Source organism: uncultured Granulicatella sp., assembly GCF_963521425.1.
Lineage (GTDB): Bacteria > Bacillota > Bacilli > Lactobacillales > Aerococcaceae > Granulicatella.
In genome coordinates this window covers 1-21,822 of record NZ_CAUQUN010000014.1, presented here as the reverse complement: position 1 = coordinate 21,822, position 21,822 = coordinate 1, and the positions used below count along the sequence as shown (strand labels likewise).

At 34.5% G+C, this 21,822-nt stretch carries 13 protein-coding genes; 3 read left to right on the top strand and 10 right to left on the bottom strand.

The window, feature by feature from the left end; all coding sequences use genetic code 11:
* Window positions 1–305 precede the first annotated feature (305 nt).
* The 3 genes from RWO76_RS04985 to RWO76_RS04975 all read right to left on the bottom strand — a co-directional run bounded on the left by RWO76_RS04985 (window position 306) and on the right by RWO76_RS04975 (window position 6,263).
* Window positions 306–2,987 (bottom strand): cation-translocating P-type ATPase, encoded by a 2,682-nt coding sequence (locus RWO76_RS04985; RefSeq protein WP_314354573.1) that lies wholly within the window; start codon window positions 2,985–2,987, stop codon window positions 306–308.
* 210 nt (window positions 2,988–3,197) lie between these two features.
* Window positions 3,198–4,982 (bottom strand): DNA helicase RecQ, encoded by a 1,785-nt coding sequence (recQ, locus tag RWO76_RS04980; RefSeq protein WP_314354572.1) that lies wholly within the window; start codon window positions 4,980–4,982, stop codon window positions 3,198–3,200.
* Window positions 4,983–6,263: a PLP-dependent aminotransferase family protein gene (locus RWO76_RS04975; RefSeq protein ID WP_314354571.1), complete on the bottom strand. Its 1,281-nt coding sequence runs from the start codon at window positions 6,261–6,263 to the stop codon at window positions 4,983–4,985. It abuts the gene before it with no gap.
* Between the two features lie 106 nt (window positions 6,264–6,369).
* Between RWO76_RS04975 and RWO76_RS04970 the strand changes: the two genes are divergently transcribed.
* Together RWO76_RS04970 and RWO76_RS04965 are read left to right on the top strand one after the other, a co-directional pair.
* A complete protein-coding gene (locus RWO76_RS04970; protein WP_314354570.1) occupies window positions 6,370–7,212 on the top strand; it encodes a pyridoxamine kinase in 843 nt (280 codons plus the stop codon).
* A gap of 17 nt (window positions 7,213–7,229) precedes the next feature.
* Window positions 7,230–7,769: an ECF transporter S component gene (locus RWO76_RS04965; protein ID WP_314354569.1), complete on the top strand. Its 540-nt coding sequence runs from the start codon at window positions 7,230–7,232 to the stop codon at window positions 7,767–7,769.
* A gap of 32 nt (window positions 7,770–7,801) precedes the next feature.
* Here the strand turns inward: RWO76_RS04965 and RWO76_RS04960 are convergent, their stop codons facing one another.
* The 4 genes from RWO76_RS04960 to RWO76_RS04945 all read right to left on the bottom strand — a co-directional run bounded on the left by RWO76_RS04960 (window position 7,802) and on the right by RWO76_RS04945 (window position 16,435).
* Window positions 7,802–8,872 carry a competence protein CoiA family protein gene (locus RWO76_RS04960; RefSeq protein WP_314354568.1) on the bottom strand — a complete coding sequence of 357 codons (1,071 nt, stop codon included), beginning with the start codon at window positions 8,870–8,872 and terminating at the stop codon, window positions 7,802–7,804.
* A gap of 133 nt (window positions 8,873–9,005) precedes the next feature.
* A complete protein-coding gene (locus RWO76_RS04955) occupies window positions 9,006–9,884 on the bottom strand; it encodes a DegV family protein (protein WP_314354567.1) in 879 nt (292 codons plus the stop codon).
* Window positions 9,885–10,015: 131 nt separating this feature from the next.
* Entirely contained in the window at window positions 10,016–15,727 is a 5,712-nt protein-coding gene (locus tag RWO76_RS04950) for a ZmpA/ZmpB/ZmpC family metallo-endopeptidase (RefSeq protein WP_314354566.1), read from the bottom strand.
* 81 nt (window positions 15,728–15,808) lie between these two features.
* Window positions 15,809–16,435, bottom strand: a complete 627-nt coding sequence (locus tag RWO76_RS04945; RefSeq protein WP_314354565.1) for a PepSY domain-containing protein — start codon at window positions 16,433–16,435, stop codon at window positions 15,809–15,811.
* A gap of 150 nt (window positions 16,436–16,585) precedes the next feature.
* Between RWO76_RS04945 and RWO76_RS04940 the strand changes: the two genes are divergently transcribed.
* Complete coding sequence (locus RWO76_RS04940) at window positions 16,586–17,233, top strand: YigZ family protein (protein WP_314354564.1); 648 nt, start codon at window positions 16,586–16,588, stop codon at window positions 17,231–17,233.
* A gap of 84 nt (window positions 17,234–17,317) precedes the next feature.
* On the opposite strand, the gene RWO76_RS04935 is transcribed toward RWO76_RS04940, so the two are convergent.
* From RWO76_RS04935 to RWO76_RS04925, 3 genes are read right to left on the bottom strand one after another with little or no spacing between them, the layout of a single operon-like run.
* Entirely contained in the window at window positions 17,318–19,063 is a 1,746-nt protein-coding gene (locus RWO76_RS04935) for an ABC transporter ATP-binding protein (protein ID WP_314354563.1), read from the bottom strand.
* Window positions 19,056–20,792: an ABC transporter ATP-binding protein gene (locus tag RWO76_RS04930; RefSeq protein WP_314354562.1), complete on the bottom strand. Its 1,737-nt coding sequence runs from the start codon at window positions 20,790–20,792 to the stop codon at window positions 19,056–19,058. The genes RWO76_RS04935 and RWO76_RS04930 overlap by 8 nt, the downstream gene beginning before the upstream one ends.
* A complete protein-coding gene (locus tag RWO76_RS04925) occupies window positions 20,789–21,265 on the bottom strand; it encodes a MarR family winged helix-turn-helix transcriptional regulator (protein WP_314354561.1) in 477 nt (158 codons plus the stop codon). The genes RWO76_RS04930 and RWO76_RS04925 overlap by 4 nt, the downstream gene beginning before the upstream one ends.
* Window positions 21,266–21,822 lie beyond the last annotated feature (557 nt).

The window sequence follows — 21,822 nt, the reverse complement described above, 5'->3', positions numbered from 1 at the left end:
ATCAACATTTACAGCCTATAAAAGTGAGAGATTTTACAAAAAAATAGACTTTCCATAGTTACTTCTGGCGTCCTAAGCAACTATAGATAAGTCTATTGTCAAAAAACATCTTAAACGCAAACCACTCTTATGTCCCCATAAAAAATAGACTTTCCATAGTTCTTGAAGTGATAGAAACGGCAAAGGCCGATTCTATCACAGGAAATTTTGAGACCTTAGGCTCAAAATTTAGCAATGAGACTCGCTCTCGCGAGGCTGCTTGCGTCCTAAGAACTATAGATAAGTCTAATTATAAATTTGTTTCTTTAGTCTTGGTCCAAGCCCATTCCTCTCATAATTGCTTTTGCAATTTCAACGAATGGAACAATTGAAAATGCCGCTGCTAACACAATTAACCATTGTTCTAAAGTCAACACTGTTACACTAAACACAGTCGTTAAACCAGGAACAACTAAAACAGATAATAACATTAAAGCAGATACAACAATCGCAATATTGAACATTTTATTTTTAAATGCCCCAACCGTTGCTAATGATTTATATACAGATTTCACATTAAATGCATGGAATAACTGAATTAAACCAAGAGATGCAAATGCCATTGTTTCACCAGTTGGAACTCCCCAACCAGCTACATGAGTTGCATACCAATAGACGAATAAAGTAACTCCACCTTCAAAGAAACCTTGATAGTAAATACTTGGTAATACACCATTTGATAAGAAGTTAGAACTCTTTCCACGAGGTGGATGTTTCATAATATCTGCTTCTGCATCTTCCATCCCCAAAGTAATCGCTGGGAATACGTCTGTTACTAAGTTAATCCATAAAATATGAATTGGTTCAAGAATCGACCAACCAGCCATTGTGGCAATAAATAAAGTCATTACTTCCCCGAAGTTTGCAGATAATAAATATTGAACTGCTTTTTGAATATTCGAGAATACTTTACGTCCTTCTTCTATTGCAACAACGATTGTTTCAAAGTTATCATCTGCAAGAACCATATCACTAGCACCTTTAGATACTTCAGTACCAGTAATACCCATTCCTACACCGATATCTGCTTGTTTTAGAGATGGAGCATCATTGACACCATCACCTGTCATTGAAACAACTTTTCCATCCGCTTGCCATGCTTTTACAATACGAACTTTATGTTCTGGAGATACACGAGCGTATACTGAGTAATCTTCAATCGTACGAGCTAATTCTTCATCAGAAATTTCATTTAATTCTGCACCAGTTAAGACACCATCTTCTTGGTCAGGACGTAAAATTCCTAAACGTTTTGCAATCGCTTGAGCTGTATCACGGTGATCACCTGTAATCATCACTGTACGAATGCCTGCTTCTTTTGCAACTTGAATCGCTAAAGCTGCTTCTTTTCTCTCAGGGTCAATCATTCCGACTAATCCTGCAAATACAAAGTCGAACTCAACAAATTCTGAATCCATTGTTTCTGGAACCTGGTCAATGTATTTATAAGCAATTGCTAATACACGTAAAGCTTGAGTCGCCATTTCTTTATTCAAGCGAGCTAATGTATCACGGTCTTCTTGAGTAATTGGGCGAACTTGTCCGTGTTCTTCAATATGAGTTACTTTTTCAAGTAACATATCCGGAGCACCTTTTGTCGCTACTAAATAGTTTCCATCTTCTAATTGATGAATCGTTGACATTAATTTACGAGTTGAATCAAATGGAACTTCCGCTACACGTGGATGTTTTTCTAAATCAACACGTACATCATACCCTTTATCTAATCCAAATTGAACCATTGCTGTTTCAGTTGGATCCCCAATTAATTTTTCTTCAGAAAATTTAGTATCATTTGCTAAATTCATCATACGAATTGCAGAAATTGATTCGTTCATTTCTTCGTATGCATCATGAATTTCATTATTAAACACCATTTTTTCAACAGTCATTTGATTTAATGTTAAAGTACCTGTTTTATCTGAACAGATAACTTCTACGCCACCTAATGTTTCAACTGCTGGCAATTTACGAACTAATGCATGACGGCTTGCCATTTTTTGAGTTCCTAATGCTAAAATAATCGTTGAAATAGCTGGTAAACCTTCTGGAATCGCTGCAACTGCAATCGCAATGGCCGTTAATAACATATGAGTCCATTCGTATCCACGAATTAAACCAATTCCGAAAATAATAACGGCAATGACTAAAATCATAATCGTTAACCATTTTCCTAGAGCATCTTGGTTTTCTTGTAATGGAGTTTTACTTTCTTCAGTGTTCGCTAACATATGGGCAATTTTACCAACTTCTGTATCCATACCTGTTGCAGTAACAACACCTAATGCACGTCCGTAAGTTACATTTGTACTCGCAAATGCCATATTTGAACGGTCACCAATACCAACGTCTTCCCCTTCAGGAATGATTAAATCTTTTTCTACTGGAACAGATTCCCCTGTTAAGGCAGCTTCTTCGATTTTAATCGTATTGACTTCTAATAATCGCATATCGGCAGGAACTACATCCCCTGCTTCTAATACAACGATATCTCCAACTACAATTTCTTCTCCTTTTACATGAAGATGTTCACCATCACGTAAAACTGTCGCAACTGGAGAAGCCATTTTTTGTAATGCTTCAATTGCTTCTTCTGCTTTTGATTCTTGGATTACCCCTACAATTGCATTTAAGATAACAACGGCTAAAATTACAATGGCATCCGTTGGATCTGGAGCTCCTTCATGGGCAAAAAATGAAATAACAGCTGCTGCAAGTAAGACAATAATCATGAAGTCTTTAAACTGATTAATGAATTTTTGCAGTAAAGTAGTCTTCTCACCTGCTTGTAAAGCATTCGGACCGTATTTTTCTAAACGTTCTTTTGCTTGAGCAGAAGTTAACCCTTCTTTAGTAGATTGTACACTAGAAAGAACTTGTTCTTCCGTTTGTGTGTATGCGGCTTGTTTTGTCAAAGTCGACACTCCTTTTATATTTTTTATCCCCATAAAAAAAGACTTATACTACTTCAAGGACTTGAAAATAGCATAAGTCTCACTAATTAAGATAATACCAGCGAAACAGGTTCACTTGTTGTTGATATTACCACAACTTTCGTTGCAAGTTACTCCCTTATGGAGATGTTGAATTTATAAGATACTATACCAAAGGTGCTTTAAAATTGCAAATGATTTAAGAAATTTTAGTATATAAAATCTTTATGATTGATACTCTCGAATAACCTTCATAAAGGCTTCTCCATAAGTTTCTAGTTTTTTCTCCCCAACTCCACTAATTTGTAAAAATTCTCTATCCGTTGTTGGTAAATGACGACAAAATTCTTTCAGAGTTTTATCTGAGAAGACTAAGAATGGTGGAATATTTTGAGCAAAGGCTAAATCCATACGAATTGAACGTAATCGGTCATACAAGACTTCATCAAACGGCGCATTATCTTGAACTTTATGTTGCTGAATCGCATCTGGTTTTTGAAGAATTTGAGCAACAATTGGTTTCACTTCAATTTTCTCACGATTTTTCAATGCTTTCTTCCCTAAATCACTCACTTGTAAAATTGGATATTGTAATCCTTCCACTTCGATATAGCGGTCTGCAATTAAGGAAGAGATAAATTCTTTTAAGGCTTTATCCGAATAATCTTTCATAATGCCATAAGTAGATAATTGGTCAAAGTGTAGAGCCTTCATTTCAGCTCGTTTACTTCCTCGTAACACTTCAGACACTTTACTCATTCCATAGCTTTCTTTCATACGAATAATACAAGATAAAATCATTTGTGCTTGTGGTGTTACATCGCTCAACTCTACTTTATTTAAGCAATTTGTACAATGTCCACAATCTTCTGGAATATCTTTTTGCCCAAAATAATCCAACATAAAGCCTCGCAAACATCTCACTGTTCGACAATAATCAATCATCTCATTGAGTTTTGCCATGCCGACTTGATCTTCATTTTGTTTCACTAAAAATTTATTAATAATAATGTCTTTTGCCCCATATAATAAAATACATTCCGCAGGCTCTCCATCTCGACCTGCACGACCTGCTTCTTGATAATAACTTTCGATATCTTTAGGCATATTATAGTGAATCACTTTTCTCACATTCGACTTATCAATCCCCATTCCAAATGCATTTGTTGCTACAATGACATCGATTTTATCGAAAATAAAATCTTCTTGTACTTTACTTCTAGATTCAGGGCTTAATCCTGCATGATACCAACCCGCAGCAATCCCCTTCTTTTGTAATTTCTCACAGACTTTTTCTACTTCTTTCCGAGTGTTACAAAATACAATCGTCGGTTCTTTTTCCTTAATTAACTCTAGTAGACGGCTCATTTTATCCCTTGGTTCTTCCATTCCAAAATATAAGTTCGCTCGGTCAAAACTCGTTACTACTTCAAAAGGATGTTGTAATTTTAATTGTTGCTTAATATCCAAGCGAACTCTTGGAGTAGCAGTTGCGGTAAAGGCTGCCACGATAGGATGAGTAGAAAGTTGTGAAACAAATGTATCGATATTTTGATAACTTGGTCTAAAATCTTGCCCCCACTGAGAAATACAGTGCGCTTCGTCAACTGCAACCATACTAATCTGAATTCCTTGCATCATCTCTAGAAATCCTTCTTGTTCAAAACGCTCCGGAGCAACATATAACAACTTCACTTCACCACGTTGTAATTGCTCAATCGCTTGATAATACTCAATGGAAGTCATCGCACTATTGAGTAGAATTGCTTGGATTCCCATTTCTCTTAAGGAAGTGACTTGATCATACATTAAGGAAATTAATGGAGATACAACAATTGTGATTCCTTCTAACATTAAGGCTGGAACTTGGAAACAAATCGACTTTCCTGCAGAAGTTGGCATAATTGCTAGGACATCTCTTTTGGATAAAATCGTTTCAATAATTTCTGCTTGAGCAGGTCTGAAGCTATCATATCCATAATAATGTTTTAAAATTTCTTCCTTATTCATCTACTCCCCCCCTCTCTCTTCTAGTAAGTGTATTAACTCTTGCATCTCTTCCATCGATAATGCATAAACATCTAATGAAAAATTTTCTGGTATTATTTCTTCAATATAGGCATCTTCTAATGTGTCGATTGTTATTTCTAAGTCTAGCTTTTCTTTTAGAAGTGATAATTGACTTCTTTCTAACAATAATTGTGTTCCGTGTAAAGTTGTTTTTTCTATCGCTGATAATTCTAATAATTGTCTAAATTGTTGGGATTTCTCATGATAGTGTGACACCATTTTTTGTCGATGTTTTTCGAACAAGCCATTTTGGATAAATAGCGCTAATGTTTTTTGCATGAGTAAATTAGAGTCAAAATCCAATAATTGCTTTCTCTTCTCAAATTCCTTTATTAAAGCATTTGGCAACACGACTATTCCCATTTTAAATGCAGAAAATAAAATCGATGAAAAAGATTTTACATAGATGACTCTCTCATTTGTATCAAAATAATGCAAAGGGGTTGCCGTTCCTCGTTCGTAATCCGCCATATAATCGTCTTCAATGATATAGACTTGGTATTTTTCTGCTAATTCCACCATTTTCTTTTTAACGCTATCCGGATAACTCATTCCCAGTGGATTATGAAATCTAGAAATCGTATAAAAATAACGAATTGTACCACTTTGAAAAATTTGTTCTAACTTTTCTAACGAAATCGTATCTTCTGTTTGTTCCCGTTCAATGATTTGATAAGGAATTCCTAATTCCTTTACTAATTGATTCATGCGACTATACGTCGGCTGTTCTAACAAAAGTCCACCTGTACCAATCAGTTGGAGTAAAATATATAAAGCTTGTTGTGTACCCGTTGTAATGGATAATTGACCTTCTTTTGCATATACACCGTAACTTTCTAATAAAGGTACCATTGCCTCAATTAATTCACGGTCTCCTCGGATGGATTCTTTCTGACTACTAGTTCCTTCATAACTTGCCATAACTGACTCATTCAAACATTTTCTAAAATCTTCAATCGGAAATTGCAACGGATTTGGCAAACCAATTTTTGTCGTGTTTCGAACGGGTACTCGATTTTTTAAAACATAATACCCACTCTTTTCAACTGGATAAATTAAACTTTCTTCCTTTAAGAGATGTAACGCTTTTAAAATCGTATCTTTATTACAATGATACTGTTGAATCATTTCACGAATCGAAGGAAGTCGATCTCCCTTTTTATAAATGCCTTCTTCGATTTGTTGACGAATTTGAAGACTCACTTCTTGATATTTAAACATGACACACCTCTTTATCTGTACCGGTACAATTCTTCTCGGAAAATATTGTACCTTATCCTATCCTGAATTACAATGAGTTCAACTTCTAAAAATAGGAGGTACTTTTGTGGTACAAAAAAGGATCATATTGGCCAATGATTTATCCGGCATCGGAAAAGTAGCGCTGACTCCTGCCATTCCAATTATGGCTTGTTGTCAGATTGAGACGATACTTTTACCAACCATTTTACTTTCTTCTCATACAGGAGGATTTGCGCAAATTGCTATCCAAGAACTACTAGACTTTACAAACCAAAGTTTAGAACAATGGAAAGCATTAAACTTAAAAACAGATGCTCTGTTTATTGGATATTGTAGGCAAATGGAACAATTGAAAGTTTTATTAGATTATCATACAACTCAAAGTCCAAATTCTCTACTGATCGTCGACCCAATTATGGGCGACCATGGAAAGTTATACAGTGGCTTTACAGAAGAATATGTCCAACAAATGAGAAGTGTTTGTTCAAAGGCGGATGTTATTCTTCCGAATCTGACTGAAGCTGCGTTATTGACTCAAACAGAGTGTTTAGAGGGAGTTCAACCAGTAGCAGCTTATCAAGCTCTTGCTAGGAAGTTAGCAGATTTAGGGGCTAAAAAAATCATCTTAACGGGTATTCAAAGCGAAGTTGGTTCTATCGGATTATTGAGCTATGATGCTGCAACAGAACAATTTGCGACAGCTTTTACTCCCCATTATCCGCATCATTTTTTTGGAACCGGAGATATTGTTTCAGCTATTCTAAGTGCTTGTATGTTACAAGGATATACTTTAGAAAAAGCTTTAATACTTGCCACAACCTTTCTTGAGGCTACTCTTCAAGAAACCATTACTCAAGAAATAGATTTACAATATGGAGTTGCTTTTGAACCACATTTGCATCTTCTCACACAATTATTTCATTCATAGAAAGTAGGAATTATAGTATGAAAAATTATTCATTACGTGAACTAACACAAATCTCATTATTTGCCGCTTTAATTTTCTTAGGAGTTCAGTTATTTAGAATTCAATTGGGACACCAATTTGTTCACTTTGGAAATGCCTTAGTCGTTGTTGGGTGCTTAGTGTTCGGTAGTAAAAAAGGAGCTATTGCTGCTACTTTAGGATTAGGGATTTTCGATATTTTAAACGGATATGCAGCAGAAGTTTGGATTACGATTTTAGAATCTCTTATTGTTTGCTGGGGAATTCATCTTGTTTATGAAAAAACACTTCATCGAAACGACAAAGCTGCTAATATTATTGGAATTGGTATTTTAGCTGCTATTATCAAAATTATTTTAAACCTAGTAAAATACACTTTTCTTCGTGGAATGATTCTTAGCGGACTAGCGTTTACTCCTGCATTCGTTGCAGCCTTTACTAAAATTTTAGGAACATTTGGTTCAGCTGCTTTCACAGTCATTACTGTTCCAATTTTATATCCAATTTTCAAAAAAATTCATCAACAATTTAAAGCATAATCACTACTAGCAAGAGACATCCATCTCTCTTGCTAGTTTTTTATTTTCTTCCACTTCCCGTCTGGTAATAGAGCCAGACAATTTGTTTCCAACATTATTTTTTTCAAAAATTGTTCGATTTCACATTTACAAACTTTCTCTTGCTTATAACACGAGGAAAAACGAATTTTCTTTTTGGTGGCTAATTTTTTCAAATACATATAACACTGATGAATCGAGAAATCTTGGTTTATTTTCAATCGTTCAATTCCCATCCATAAATATCCTTGCCAGATAAGATTATAAGTTTTTATACTCCATGAATATTTAGGGTAACTACGGCATACCTCTAATTGATCAAACATCCAAGATTGATGATAAAGTGCTTCTAAAAATTGCCTATTTTCTTTTTTAGGATTTAACATAAACGAGTGCCATTCTTCTTTGGTCCAAAATTGCTCCTTACTTTCCAATTGGAAAATTTGTATACACTGTGACTCTTCCAAAATCTTAAAGACTTTTTTCCAATCGAGCTTATCTAAGTTACATCGACTCTCCTGAAAAAGATACTTTCTTTTTTGAAGTTGCAATACTAGATGATGATGGATGATCCATTGCTTATCCGTATAAAAGCATAAATAATTTCCTAATTGTGGATGATATCGAATACAATATAAACTCATCTCACATAAGTTTTTTAGTAAAAATTTCTTTCCCAGTATCCACGAAACACTTCTCTCCAAACTTTCTAAAGCTTTAGTGCGAGTAGTCATTTCCTTTATTGGAATGACACTACATTGATATTCCAATACCCATTCCTTTTCACCTACTTCAATCGTAAGGTCTGGAATTTGTCCAATCATCGCTTCATACCGTTCTAATTCTGTCCTATATCCTTGTTGAACGAGACTCTCTTGTAATTCTTTCTTCCCTTTTTGATGTGCCTCGGTTTCTCCATCATGCCTTGCTTGAGTTACATGTCTGAAAAAATACTCACCATTTTTCTTTTGGCAAATTTGAACAGGTTCTCCACACATCGGACAAGCATAATATTCTGACTTATCTATTTCAATTCCTTTATACGCATATACTAATTCTCCATTTGAATCTCGAGCAATCTTCATTCAAACCACCTCAACTATATATACGAAAAAAATCTCAAAAATTATTTTTTATTTCGAATTTTTTAATGGATACTATTGCAAACAAAAAAGATGAAAATAGAATTTACCATTCCATTTCCATCTTTCAAAGTATTTAAATCATTTCTAAATTTTTCTCTAAAACAATATCCCATGAACATCCTAGAGCGCCTTGCCCTAAATGTGTTCCAATAACTGGACCAAAATAGGCTAGAGAAGTTCTTAATTTTGGATATTTTTCTTGAATTTGAGCACGCCAAGCTTCTCCTGCTTCTGGAGCATTGGCATGAATAATGACTAATTCATATCCATCTCCATCTGTCGTTTGAGTATTTTCTTCAAATAATTGCTCAATTCGTTTCATCGCTTTTTGTTGCGTACGAATTTTTTCCAACGCCACAATTTTCTTATCTTCAAATGTTAAAATCGGTTTAATTTTCAACATAGAACCGACTAAAGCAGCCCCAGCTGATAAACGTCCACCTCTTTGAAGATTATTCAAATCATCTACGATGAAGTAAGCTGTTGTACGATCTACTAATTGTTGAACACAAGCTACAATCTCTTTAGCAGTATATTTTTCATCTTTTGCCATCATTGCAGCAAGACGAACCGCACGAGCTTGAGGTGCACAGCTAATTCCTGAATCGATTGGGTAAATCAACACTTCATCTTGTAATTCTTCAGCAACTGTTACAACTGTTTGATAAGTTCCGCTAATCCCACTGGATAAAAGAATTGGAATAATAGCATCATAATGATGGGATAATTCACGGAATAATTCAATCGTTTCACCAACCGCTGGTTGAGAACTAGTTGGAAATACCTCAGAGTTTTTTACTTTTTCATAGAAATCGGCAGTTGTCAAATCTTGTTCTTCACGATAACTTTCTTGTCCAAAAATTACTGATAGTGGCAATACATGAATATTCCACTCACGGCGTTCTTCTGGTGTCAAATACGCAGTACTATCCGTTACGATCGCAATTTTCATTTACTCGACTCCTTTTCTTAAAATTAGCAACAGTGTTACTTTCTGTAGTATACCAAAAATACAATTTTGGGGCAAACGAAGGAAATTGAAAGCGGAAAACAAAAAGACCCCGAAGGGTCTTTTCATTGATTTTAAGAATTGAATAGTTGTCCTAAGAAACCGTCTGTATTCTTAAGAAGTGCTTTAAAGACTTTTGATTTAAGCTCTACAGTTTTAGCTGTTCCTCCACCTGCTAAGTCAGCCTCAACCGCCTTATCAAATAATGTTTTTAGTTCAGCATAATTGGTAATTTGTTTACCATCAATCTCAATTGAAGTAAATCCTTTTTCACCTTTTGCTTTCACTTCTTTGTAGTACTCTTTCTTCCAATCTTCAAGGTTAGTGAATCTTCCATTAGAAACTTTCTTAATAATGAAGTCATCACCTAACATCTTATTATTTTCTTTATCAGCTGCACCTTGATATTTGCTAGAAGCATATCCAACAAATCCATTCTCGTATCCGAAGTAACCCCACATACGGAATGTATTATGTTTGAAGGATGCTGCACCAGGTGCACCTGTACTTGTATTTCCACCATAAATACCTGTCATCATATTCATATTGACATAAGCAGTTCTGAAGTCCGTTGGGTTATAAGTATCATCACCAGGAGCGCCATGTTTCGTCATTAGGTTATTAGTAATTAAATCATCAATTGTATGGATTGCTACTTTTTTCTCATCATCTGTCAACTCACGAATTTTATCGAACTGATGACCTGAATTTCCACTACGGTATTGTCGATCCATTTTCTTGAACCAGCGACTCGTATTTCCTTTTAATTGTGGTAATACAGCATCTGCTTCAAGATGATCTAACATCATAAGAGCATCATTATAGTTCTTCATATAGTGATCGATTTGTTCACGAGTTTGTAATTTTTCAGGATCAGGATTATACCATTGATCTCCATCATTTTGACGATGATAAGCCATGTTAATTCCTAATGCTCCATATTCACCATTATATGTTGATTTATCAGGTGTTTGTAACATACCTTGCGCATATGCTTCAAGATCTGTACCTTGACGATGTCCATGACCACCTAGATATGCCATACGGTCATTAATGTGAGTTGTTTCATGGGTAAAGGCTGAAATACCAAAATCTTCTAACATATTTGTTACCATGAAGAAAACTTGTTCATCTTCATATGGATTTGCATAAACTTTAGCCATAGCTCCCATATTCCAATTAATTTGATGCCATCTGTCTGTTGGACCAAATAACTCACGAATTGGTGTCGCTACCTTACCATCTGTACCATATCCACGACGATTAGCATCTTTTATACCCGCATAAGCTTGATTATCCCATACAGGTGTAGGAACCATATTTTGACTCTTAAGCAGTCTATCACGAACATTTGGAAGTGCAAGACGTGACCAGAAGTCTAAGTATGTTTGTTGAGCTTTAGCTACATAATTAATACGTTCTTTAAACGCTTCACGTTCAGCTTCCGTATTTTTACCATATTTTTCAAATGAACTATAAGCCATAGTATTATAGGTTGAAATCATGAAGATATGTGCTTTCTTCAAGTTCAATAATGGTAAAATCATACGTGCATGCATATTATTATTCAGACCATCAAAGACACGATGACGTTTATTTTTGAAGTCTGGATTTGTTGTTTCAGGTTCTACAACATAAACATTTTTCGCTGAGTGGATAAACCAGTCATTAAGATCAGTGTCATTCGTGAAGAGACGCATATTATAGTCTAAGAAACTACGTAAATCACCTTTACCAGTATCTCCTGCAATAATTTCACGATAGGCATCTTGGGTTCTATCACCCTTCAAGTTCTTTTCTTGCGAACCAATTCGAATTAATCTATCAATAACACTTGGTGTCTTGCCATAGAAATCTGGTTTAAACATCATTATATTCTTAATGTTTAAGTCACCATATTCAATACCATAATAACGATTGAGGTAAGTAAGTGCCATCATGATTTTAGCTTTATTATCTTCTACTTTCTTAAGAAGTGCTTTGATGGCTGCCTCATCACCATTTAACTGATGATCTTCATTTTCAACAAGAGCTTTTACTAATTTATCAAGATTTTGTTTGACTTCTGCAAAACTTTCTTCTAAGTACAACGCTCCAACATTACCTGTTATCGCACGAACTTCAGGAGATTCAAGAGTAATTGTATCTAATTTTGCTTTAACCTCACTTAGTAATTGAGTACGATCTTTAACTACCATATTTGGTGTATAAACGACTTCTCCTAAATCTGTAATACCATATTCTTTTACTTGTTCCACGTTAGATGTAGCTTTAGGTGATACAGATTTTTCTTCTTTCGTACCATCAGCATAATGAATCATAATATGATCAACATCTGACAAGTCTGTTACAAATTGTCCATCTTTCATACCTGTAACAGATAATACTTCAGTCGTTAACAATTTAGAACCAGCAGGAATTTTATTCCCTTGATTGATAATCCACTCTTTATTGTAGAACGGTTGAAGTTTTTCAACATTACGGTATGCAAGTTCACGTTCTGCATTATAATCTTGAATATCTTTGTACGTATCAGATTTTGGTTTAGTATTGTTCAGTGTATCTTCAACAAGAGGTTTAATTTCGAATTTATCAGCTGTAATTCCGAATGATTCTATTTTTTTATTGGCTTCTTCTAAACTGATTTCTCGGATTCGATTACTACGCGAACCGTTAAATGAGTGAGAACCTTCACTCACACCTGAAACAACGTAGTTTCTTTCAATCCAGTCTCTTGTATAATATCCACCTTCTACCTCTAAGTCTCTAGATCCATAGAATTCTTCACCGTTTTTAACTTTCATCATTGAGACTGTGTCTGCAACGCGTCCCCATGTCCAGTTTTTACTAATGAATCCACCAACATCAACAGGATTTTTCACATTAATAGTTCCTTTAGTAACAGCGTTACGAACAGATGCATACTTATCAATTCCATTAGGATCAGATCCGTTATCTGTTCTTGCAACTAGTCCACCTACACGTGCTTTATCTGCGGTAATATCAGCATCTACATATGCATGTTTAATATTTCCTCTCCAAAGTTCTCCGGCAATACCACCGATATCCCAAGGTCTATTACCAACTCCTGTTAGTTTACCAATAAAGGCAACATTTTTAAGAAGACCACCAACATCTCCCTTATTAACAATACCAGCAATGGCATCTTTACCTAGAATACTACCTGTTACTTTAACATTTTCTACAGTACCATTTTTAAGAGTTCTTGATAATGCTGAAATATTATCGATCCAAGGCATATTAATATTAACATTTCCTAAATTAATGTTTTTAACTGTTCCACCTTCAACATTATCAAACAACTGTCGAGCCATATTATGAATAGTATAATGTTTACCATCAACACTTGTTAAAGTTCCGCTGAATTTACCAGGTACATATTGTTTACTTGGAGTTGGTACGTTAGCTGCATTAAGGTCTGCACCAAGTTTAAAAGTACCACTTGGGTTAGCTTTCATAGCTGTAACCAAGTCATTAAAACTATAATATACATCACCTTCATGTAGTTTTTGTTTTTCAAAATAATGAACATATTCTTCACTTAGAGTATCATCTTCCCTACGTTGAACTAAGTCAGGAGCTTTTGCTACCACTTTATACAATGTTTTTCCATCAACAACTACTTCTTCAATAGAACTTACTGCAAGTCTTGTCACTTTGTTATCGTGAGTTGTTACTCGTAAATATAACGGAGAAACATCTGTCGGTTTTTCAGACAATAAGCTCTTATCTGTTTCATTACCGGCATCATCCACACTCATTAAGCTTGTTTCTTTAATGTTTTTGATTTCAACTTTTTTAAGATCTAATTGAATTTGTTTATCTTCTAACGTTTCAGTTTCTTCGCCTTCTCCACGATTATAAACCATTGTTGTGGATAGAGTGTAGCCTTGATAATATTTCAATTTATCTAAAGTAGCATTTAAATTATTTTCAGCTACCGTTACTTCTTTAACAAGTTGTCCATCTTTATCTTTTAACGCTAATTTGATTGATTTAATTTCTACTCCAGCTGGTTTAGTCAATGTATAACTAGCTGTAACGCTCTTCTTCAAGACATCTTTATCTGTTTTAGCCCATTGTAAAGTTGGTTTTTCTAAACCTTTTGTACCTTGCTTAATAATTTTTTCTTGAGGTTGTAAGACAATTTTTTCTTCTACTTTTGGAGCATCCTTTGTTTTTTCTCCACGAATCGTTTTATAGGTTTCAGTAATTTGTTTCTTACCTTCTACACCTTCTTGAGCAACTTTTGTTGTGCCACGTTTTAAGGTATCATCCTCTTCTGTCTTTGTTTCAAAAGGAATAACTTCTTCTCGTGTTTCAACTTTTGTTCCTTCAATTGGTTTCGTACCTTTTTTAATGATTTTAGAAACAGCAGGAGTTTTCACTTCTGTAGTTGTAGAAACAACTTTATTTGTTTCCACACCTTCTACTGTTTCATAAGTTGTTTTAGTAACTTGAACACCTTTAGAACCTTCGCGTTCAACGACTTCTTCATCTACATATTTTGAGTCATCTGGAACTACTTCTGTTGTGAAATCTAACTCACTTTCAGTAGATTTTTCAACTCTACTAGTTGTCACTTTATATTCTGGATTGACTGGTTGTTCTAGAGCTTTCCCCTCTTGTCCTTGTTCTTGTGTTCCTTTTGTCGAAACAGGTGCAATATATTCAGGTTTTTCCGGTTGCGTTAGTGCTTCTCCTTTTTTCCCTGTTTCCTGTGTACCTTTTACTTCTACTTTTTCAGTATGTTCTGGTAAAGACGGTTGAGTTAACGCTTGCCCTTTTTTTCCTGTTTCTTGTGTTCCTTTTGCCACTTCTACTTTTGGTGTCTCAGGTTTCACTTCTGGAGTCTTTGGTACTTTTTTTTCAACTACTGGAGCTGGTTTTGGTGTTTCCTTCTCAACTACTGGAGTTGTCGGTACAGGAGTTTCTTCTTTTGCTCCAATTCCAATAATTTGAGAAATTGGTTGTTTTGTTACCTCAGCACTTAAAACTTTTCTTGTTTCTACTCCATTCACTACTGTTACTTGAGTTTGGATTGTACGAACTCCTGCTTGCCCAGCATAAAGAACTCGACTCTTACCTTTTTCTAAGGTTGTATCAGCCTGCGTCATTGTCTCAAACGGAATTTCCTCAGTTGATGTTTCAATTCTTGTCACTTCATTTTTCTCTACTGTAGTTGTAGGAACTTCTGGGGTACCTTCTTCAATAGGTGCTTGTGGTGCTTCTACTGCTGTTTTCGCTTGTTCTGGATGAGAAATTCCTTTCAATTCTCTTTCACTTAAATATCCAACATAACGATAGCCATCAATTTGTACTACACCTTCATTAGAAGACGCACGAATCACTTGGCTTAATTCCACCGCCACGGCTTGAGATGGAATAAATGTTGCTGCTCCTGAAGCAGTAATTAATAATGCCCCTAAAATTTTATGGCGTTTTTTCTTAGAAACAACTAAAACAATACTACTAGCTGCTAATAATCCAGCAGCAGTAAATGCCATATTTTCTCTTACTCCCGTCTGTGGAAGTACTTGTTCGATTTTACGGTAAATTAAATAATATACTTCTTCATCCTGAGGCGGAACTTCCGTATGAAGAAGTGCTTTTTCTTGTTCTGTTAAATTTGCTTCGTCAACATAATGATAAGTTGATGGACTTGCTGCACTTACTAGATTACCCATACCAAATAATGCAGATCCAATAACAACTGACCCAGCAATTTTTTTGATTTTTCTAATCGAAAAAATTTCTTTTCTCATATCGTTTCCTTTCAATTTCTAAATAATGTGCACTGTAGTATACCATAAATACATACTGTTTCCTATCTTTAAAAATACTTTTTAATCATCGATTTTTACAATTTGTTTTGAAGTAGCATCTATCGTTACTTCCTTTGATTTTCCATTATGATAAACTTCTACATCCCAATATAATTGACCATTATCACGTTCTAATGTCCAATCTTTTAATTGTCCTCCTGAAAATTGATCTAACGCCAATGAAATCATCTCATCAATATCAGATAAAGTAGCTGTCTCAATCTTTTTATAGTCACGTTTATAAGAAATATCTCCTTTTTTACGATCCAGTTCTGTTTGAACTAAATTTTGACTGTCTACTTGATAAATAAATTCATATTCTGTTGTATCATCCAATGCAGAAATTTCATAGACAATTGGCTGTAAAGTCTTTAGTTGAACTTTAGTGATATCCAAACTACTATACTGACTTGAAAATACTTCTACCATTTTTTGTACACTATCTTTATAAGAAGCTGAACTTTGAGAAGAAGACTGATTTGCGTTTGCTGTTGCTTGTTGAGTTGTTGCCTTTGTAGTTGTTTGATTACTCTGAGTTGTTTGTGCGACTGAAGTTGTCGTTGTAGGCTGAGGTGCTGTATTAATTTGAACACAGGCACTTAATAAACTTGCTGAAACAATTGAAATAACTAATTTACTTTTTTTCATATTTTCCTCTTTCGAATTATTATTTTTAAAGCATATTAAATATATAAGAAACCTTGTCATGTTGCAAATAAAATAGTCGAATTTTATATTATTTTTATCGTGCACGTTTTATGGTACAATATGAATAAATCATCATTGAAAGGAGAGTCTATGTTAGAGCAATATAAAACCATTCATCAAGATGGGCAAAATGAAATTGAAATTAAAGGTTCACGTTTTATAGCTCATTTTAAACGTACAGAAACAGAAGAAGAAGCTCTAGAATTCATTCAAGCTATCAAGAAAGAACATTGGAAAGCTACTCATAATTGTTCAGCTTATTTAATTGGTGAAAGAGATGAATTCCAACGCGCAATGGACGATGGGGAACCAAGTGGAACAGCTGGAGTTCCAATGTTAGAAGTATTGAAGAAACAGGAACTAAAAAATACTACGGTTGTTGTAACACGTTACTTTGGTGGTACAAAACTAGGTGCTGGTGGACTTGTTCGCGCTTATACCGGAGCGGTTGCAGAAGGACTTAAAGCTATTGGAGTTGTTCAAGCTAGCTTAGAAACGATTTTAAAAGTGACGATTGATTATTCTACCGTTGGAAAACTAGAATACTATCTGGAAACAAACAATATTTCCGTAGTCGATAAAGAATTTACAGATGTAGTAGCAATCCATTGTAGTTTACCCGTTGAAGAAGTAGAATCTTTCCAAGAATCTATTATTGAATTATTACAAAACAAAGTCCAATTCGAAGAATTAGGGCAACAATATATCGAAAGACTTATTTCATCAGATGAGCAATAAAAAAATGTGGAGCAAAAACTCCACATTTTTTATTGTTTTTACAGCAACTACTGCCGTCTCTTGCTACTACAGGAAAATCAATTTTTACTCAAACTGAGCGCGGTATAAACCAGCATAAAATCCTTGTTTTGCAAGTAATTCTTCATGAGTACCCTGCTCAATCACATTCCCCTTCTGCATCACTAAAATCTTATCAGCATTACGAATCGTAGATAAACGATGCGCAATAACAAACGAAGTCTTATGTTCCATAATATGATCCATCGCTTTTTGAATTTGCATTTCCGTTCTTGTATCTACATTCGATGTTGCTTCATCTAAAATGAAAACAGAAGGTGAAGCTAAAATCGCACGAGCAATCGTTAATAATTGTTTTTGCCCTCCAGAAATATTATCCGTTTCTTCCGTAATATACGTATCATATCCATCTGGTAATTTACGAATAAAATCATCCGCAAATGCTTGTTTCGCCGCCTGAACAACTTCTTCATCCGTTGCATCTGGGCGACTATAACGAATATTTTCTCGAATCGTTCCTTTAAATAACCAAGTATCTTGCAATACCATTCCAACTTTTGAACGGAGAGAATCCACTTTATAATCTTGAATATTATGTCCATCAATCTCAATTGCTCCACTTGTAATATCATAGAAGCGCATCAACAGATTAATCACAGTTGTTTTACCTGCACCTGTAGGTCCTACAATCGCTACTGTTTCTCCTGCTTTAACATCAATATTCAAATCTTCCATCAATGTTACTTCTGGAGTATAACCAAATGAAACATGCTTAAATTGAACATCTCCAACGATAGCTGGAAGTTCTTCTTTATCGCCTTCTTCTTCCATTTCTTCTGCATCTAATAATTCAAAAATTCGCTCTGCTGCTGCTAACATAGATTGAGTTAAGCCAATCATATTCGCTGCATCTCCCATTGGTTGACTAATATTTCTCATATATTGCAAAATTGCTTGAATACCACCGATGGTAATCATCCCTCCAGAGGCAAATAATCCACCGACAATCGCTACAAATACATAAATAATATTATTAATTAAACGAGAAATTGGGAACATCAATCCTGCATAAAATTGCGCTTTCCAAGCATGTTCATATAATTCATCATTTAACGCTTGAAATTCTACTTTTGAACGTTCTTCATAATTGAAAGCTTTTACAATCTCATGTCCGCCATAATATTCTTCAATATAACCATTTAAACGTCCTGTAGTTTCTTGACGATTGGCAAATGATGTCGAAGATTTCTTACCAATCATTCCAATAATAAAGAATGAAAGTGGAATCCCTAATACGCCAATAATTGCTAATGGAATATTTACCGTAAACATCATAATAATAATCCCAAAGAACGTCAAAACGGTTGTAAAAATTTGATTCGACACTTGTGAGAAAGAATCATCAATTGTTTGAATATCGTTTGTTGCACGACTTAATAAGTCCCCTCTTGATTGCTCATCAAAATATCGAACGGGTAAACGTGTGAATTTTTCATCGATTTCTTTTTGTAATCGATAAATAATATCACTGGCAACACGAGACATAAAATATTTCCCTAAAAAGTTTAATCCTGCTGCTAAAATATATAAAACCGCTAAAGTTTTCGCAATCGCAAAAACTCCTTCTAAGTCAACAGAAGTATAATTAGAAGCAATATAACTTTCACTAATTAACGTCGTTGCATCCCCTAAAATTTTAGGTAATTGTACATCTAAAATAACTGAAATAAGGGATACTACTAGTACAATCGTCACAATCACACGATCAGGCTTTAAATAACTTAATAATCGTTTTAAGACAGTTTTATTCATGAGTATCCTCCATTTCTTCTAAACTTGATTGAGAGTTCATAATTTCTTGATAGATTTGGTTACTTTCTTTCAATTCATCATGAGTTCCAATTCCAACAACATTTCCTTCATGTAATACAATAATTTTGGTTGCATCAGTTACCGATGAAATTCTTTGTGCAACAACAAAAATAATTGATTGTTGATTAATTTCTGATAAATTCGCACGAAGTTTTGCTTCTGTTTTCGCATCTAATGCAGAGAAGCTATCATCATAAACATAAATCGAAGCCTGTTTTACTAGCGCACGAGCAATCGATAATCTTTGTTTTTGTCCTCCAGAGAAATTATCACCTTTTTGCTCTACGTGAGCATCTAATCCCTCTTCTAAACTAGAAACAAACTCCCAAGCTTCTGCTTGTTTTAATGCTTGAATCATTTCTTCATCTGTTGCATGTTCATTTCCGAATCTTAAATTATCTCGAATACTTCCTTCAAATAACATACGATTTTGAGGTACGAATGCGATTTGCTCGCGTAGTTCTTTTTCGGTAAATTCTCGAATGTTTACACCATTCATTAACAACTCTCCAGAAGTTGTATCTAAGAATCGCATTAATAAATTTACTAGTGTAGATTTTCCCGCTCCAGTTGAACCGATAATTGCAATTTTCTCTCCAACTTTTGCCGTGAAATCCACATTGTTTAGCATCGCTTTTTCTGCTCCTTCATATTTGAAAGAAACATCTTTAAATTCTACGGTATCAATTTTTTCTAAACCATAATCTTCGCTCACAAATGTTTGAATATTTTCTTGTTCTAATACTTCATTGATCCTTTTTGCAGCTACAATACCTTGAGGAATCATAATGAAGATAAAAGATAGCAATAATAACGCTACTAATACAAGAACAGAATATTGAATAACTGCCATTAAAGCTCCCACTTCTAATTGAGATGCTTGAATTAAATGAGCTCCTACAAGAACAACCGCTAAATTCGCAAAATTAATCGTAATCATCATTAATGGCATAATTAAACTAAATTTAATATACATACCGAAGATTAATTTACGATACTTTTCATTCACTTGATCAAAACGTTCTACTTCATACTCGCTCTTATTAAAGGCACGAATCACACGGATACCCGTTAATGAATCACGAATAATTTGTGTTAATGTATCCGTCATTTGACGCATAATGGTAAAGTCTTTTGAGACTTTTTTGACTAATAGTGCGCCTACAATTCCTAAAAATGGAATGGATCCTAATAATACTAATGACAATGTAAAATTCATACGAACAGCAAGAATAATAGACCCAATCAACATTAATGGAGCCATTAATACCATACTCATTGAGAACCCTAATGTTTGAGCTAAACTTTGAATATCTCTTGTTGTACGATTAATATAAGAAGATGTTCCAAACTTTTGGAAATCTTGCGTTGAGAAATGTTGAATTTTTGTAAACATACTCAAACGTAAATCTTTTGATAATCCCGCAGAGAACTTTCCGATAAATCGAACGACTAAAATTGATAACACTAAATCTAAAGTCGAAGTCAGTAACATGAACCCCCCCTGTTGTAAAATCACCGCTTGATTTTGTTTTAAAATCCCATTGCTGACTAAAGAAGCTAAAATCGTTGGAGATAATAAACTCGAACCCACTTGTAAAATCGTTAAAACCACAATTCCTGCTAATAATGCTCGATATTTACGAACATGATTCATGATTTGTTTCATTCATTTTCTTCCTTTCTATATGAGAGTGTTTCGATTGGAATGCTTTCAATTGAATTGATCATTTTATGTATCACTTGAAATGCTTGTTCCAATTCTTCTTTTTCTTGAGTTACTAATATTTTTTGAACCATTTCGTGATTTCTTTTTGAAATAATTTCTCCAACTTCTTTTCCATAATCTGTCAAAGTTACTAGTGTTACTCGTTTATCTTTTGGATCATTCATACGAACGATATATCCATGTTTTTCTAATGAATTGACGAACTGGATGGCTGTTGAAGATTTAATTTCATAGAAGCAACTAATATCTTTGATGGTTAGAGTTTTATCAAATTCTGATTCGTAATAATATAAGAGAACTAAGACATTGTTTTCCCGTATTGTGAGGTTAGGGGCAATACTTCTGAAAACATTTAGATGTTCAATTCTTAAAAATAATTTGATAATATCATCAAAAATTTGTTTGGTTGTCATGTAGTCTCTCCCTTCTATTTTACTTTATTAAAGTGTAACAAAGAAAAGATAGGTAGTCAACCTACTTATATCGTTCAGGAAATACTTTTTGAAGTTGCAAGGTCGGCAGCAGACCTTGCGGTCTCATGCCTAAAATTCGAGCCTAGGTCTCGAATTTTCCCTATAAAATCAGCCATCGAAGTATGGCTAATTTTATTTTTGCTACTTCAAAAAGTATTTCCCTCACTGTTTCGTAATGTTTAACGTGTCACTGTAGAATTTGGACGCCACGATCTTTGGTCTTTTACCGTTGCTACAGTGAAAATTTTCTTTCCTCATTGATATACAATTTTTACGTGTATTTAAGATAACAACGAATTAGCAAGGTCGGCAGCAGCCCTGCGGTCTCATGCCTAAAATTCGAGCCTTGGTCTCGAATTTTCCTTAAGTATTTCCCTCTCTTTTTTCATGCAAAAAAGGACAAGAACTGTTGTCCTTGTCCTTTTCTTCTTTATTTATTTTCTACGAGTTGCTATATGGACGGTTATAATCCCATAATATAGCTAACAAGCCTACTA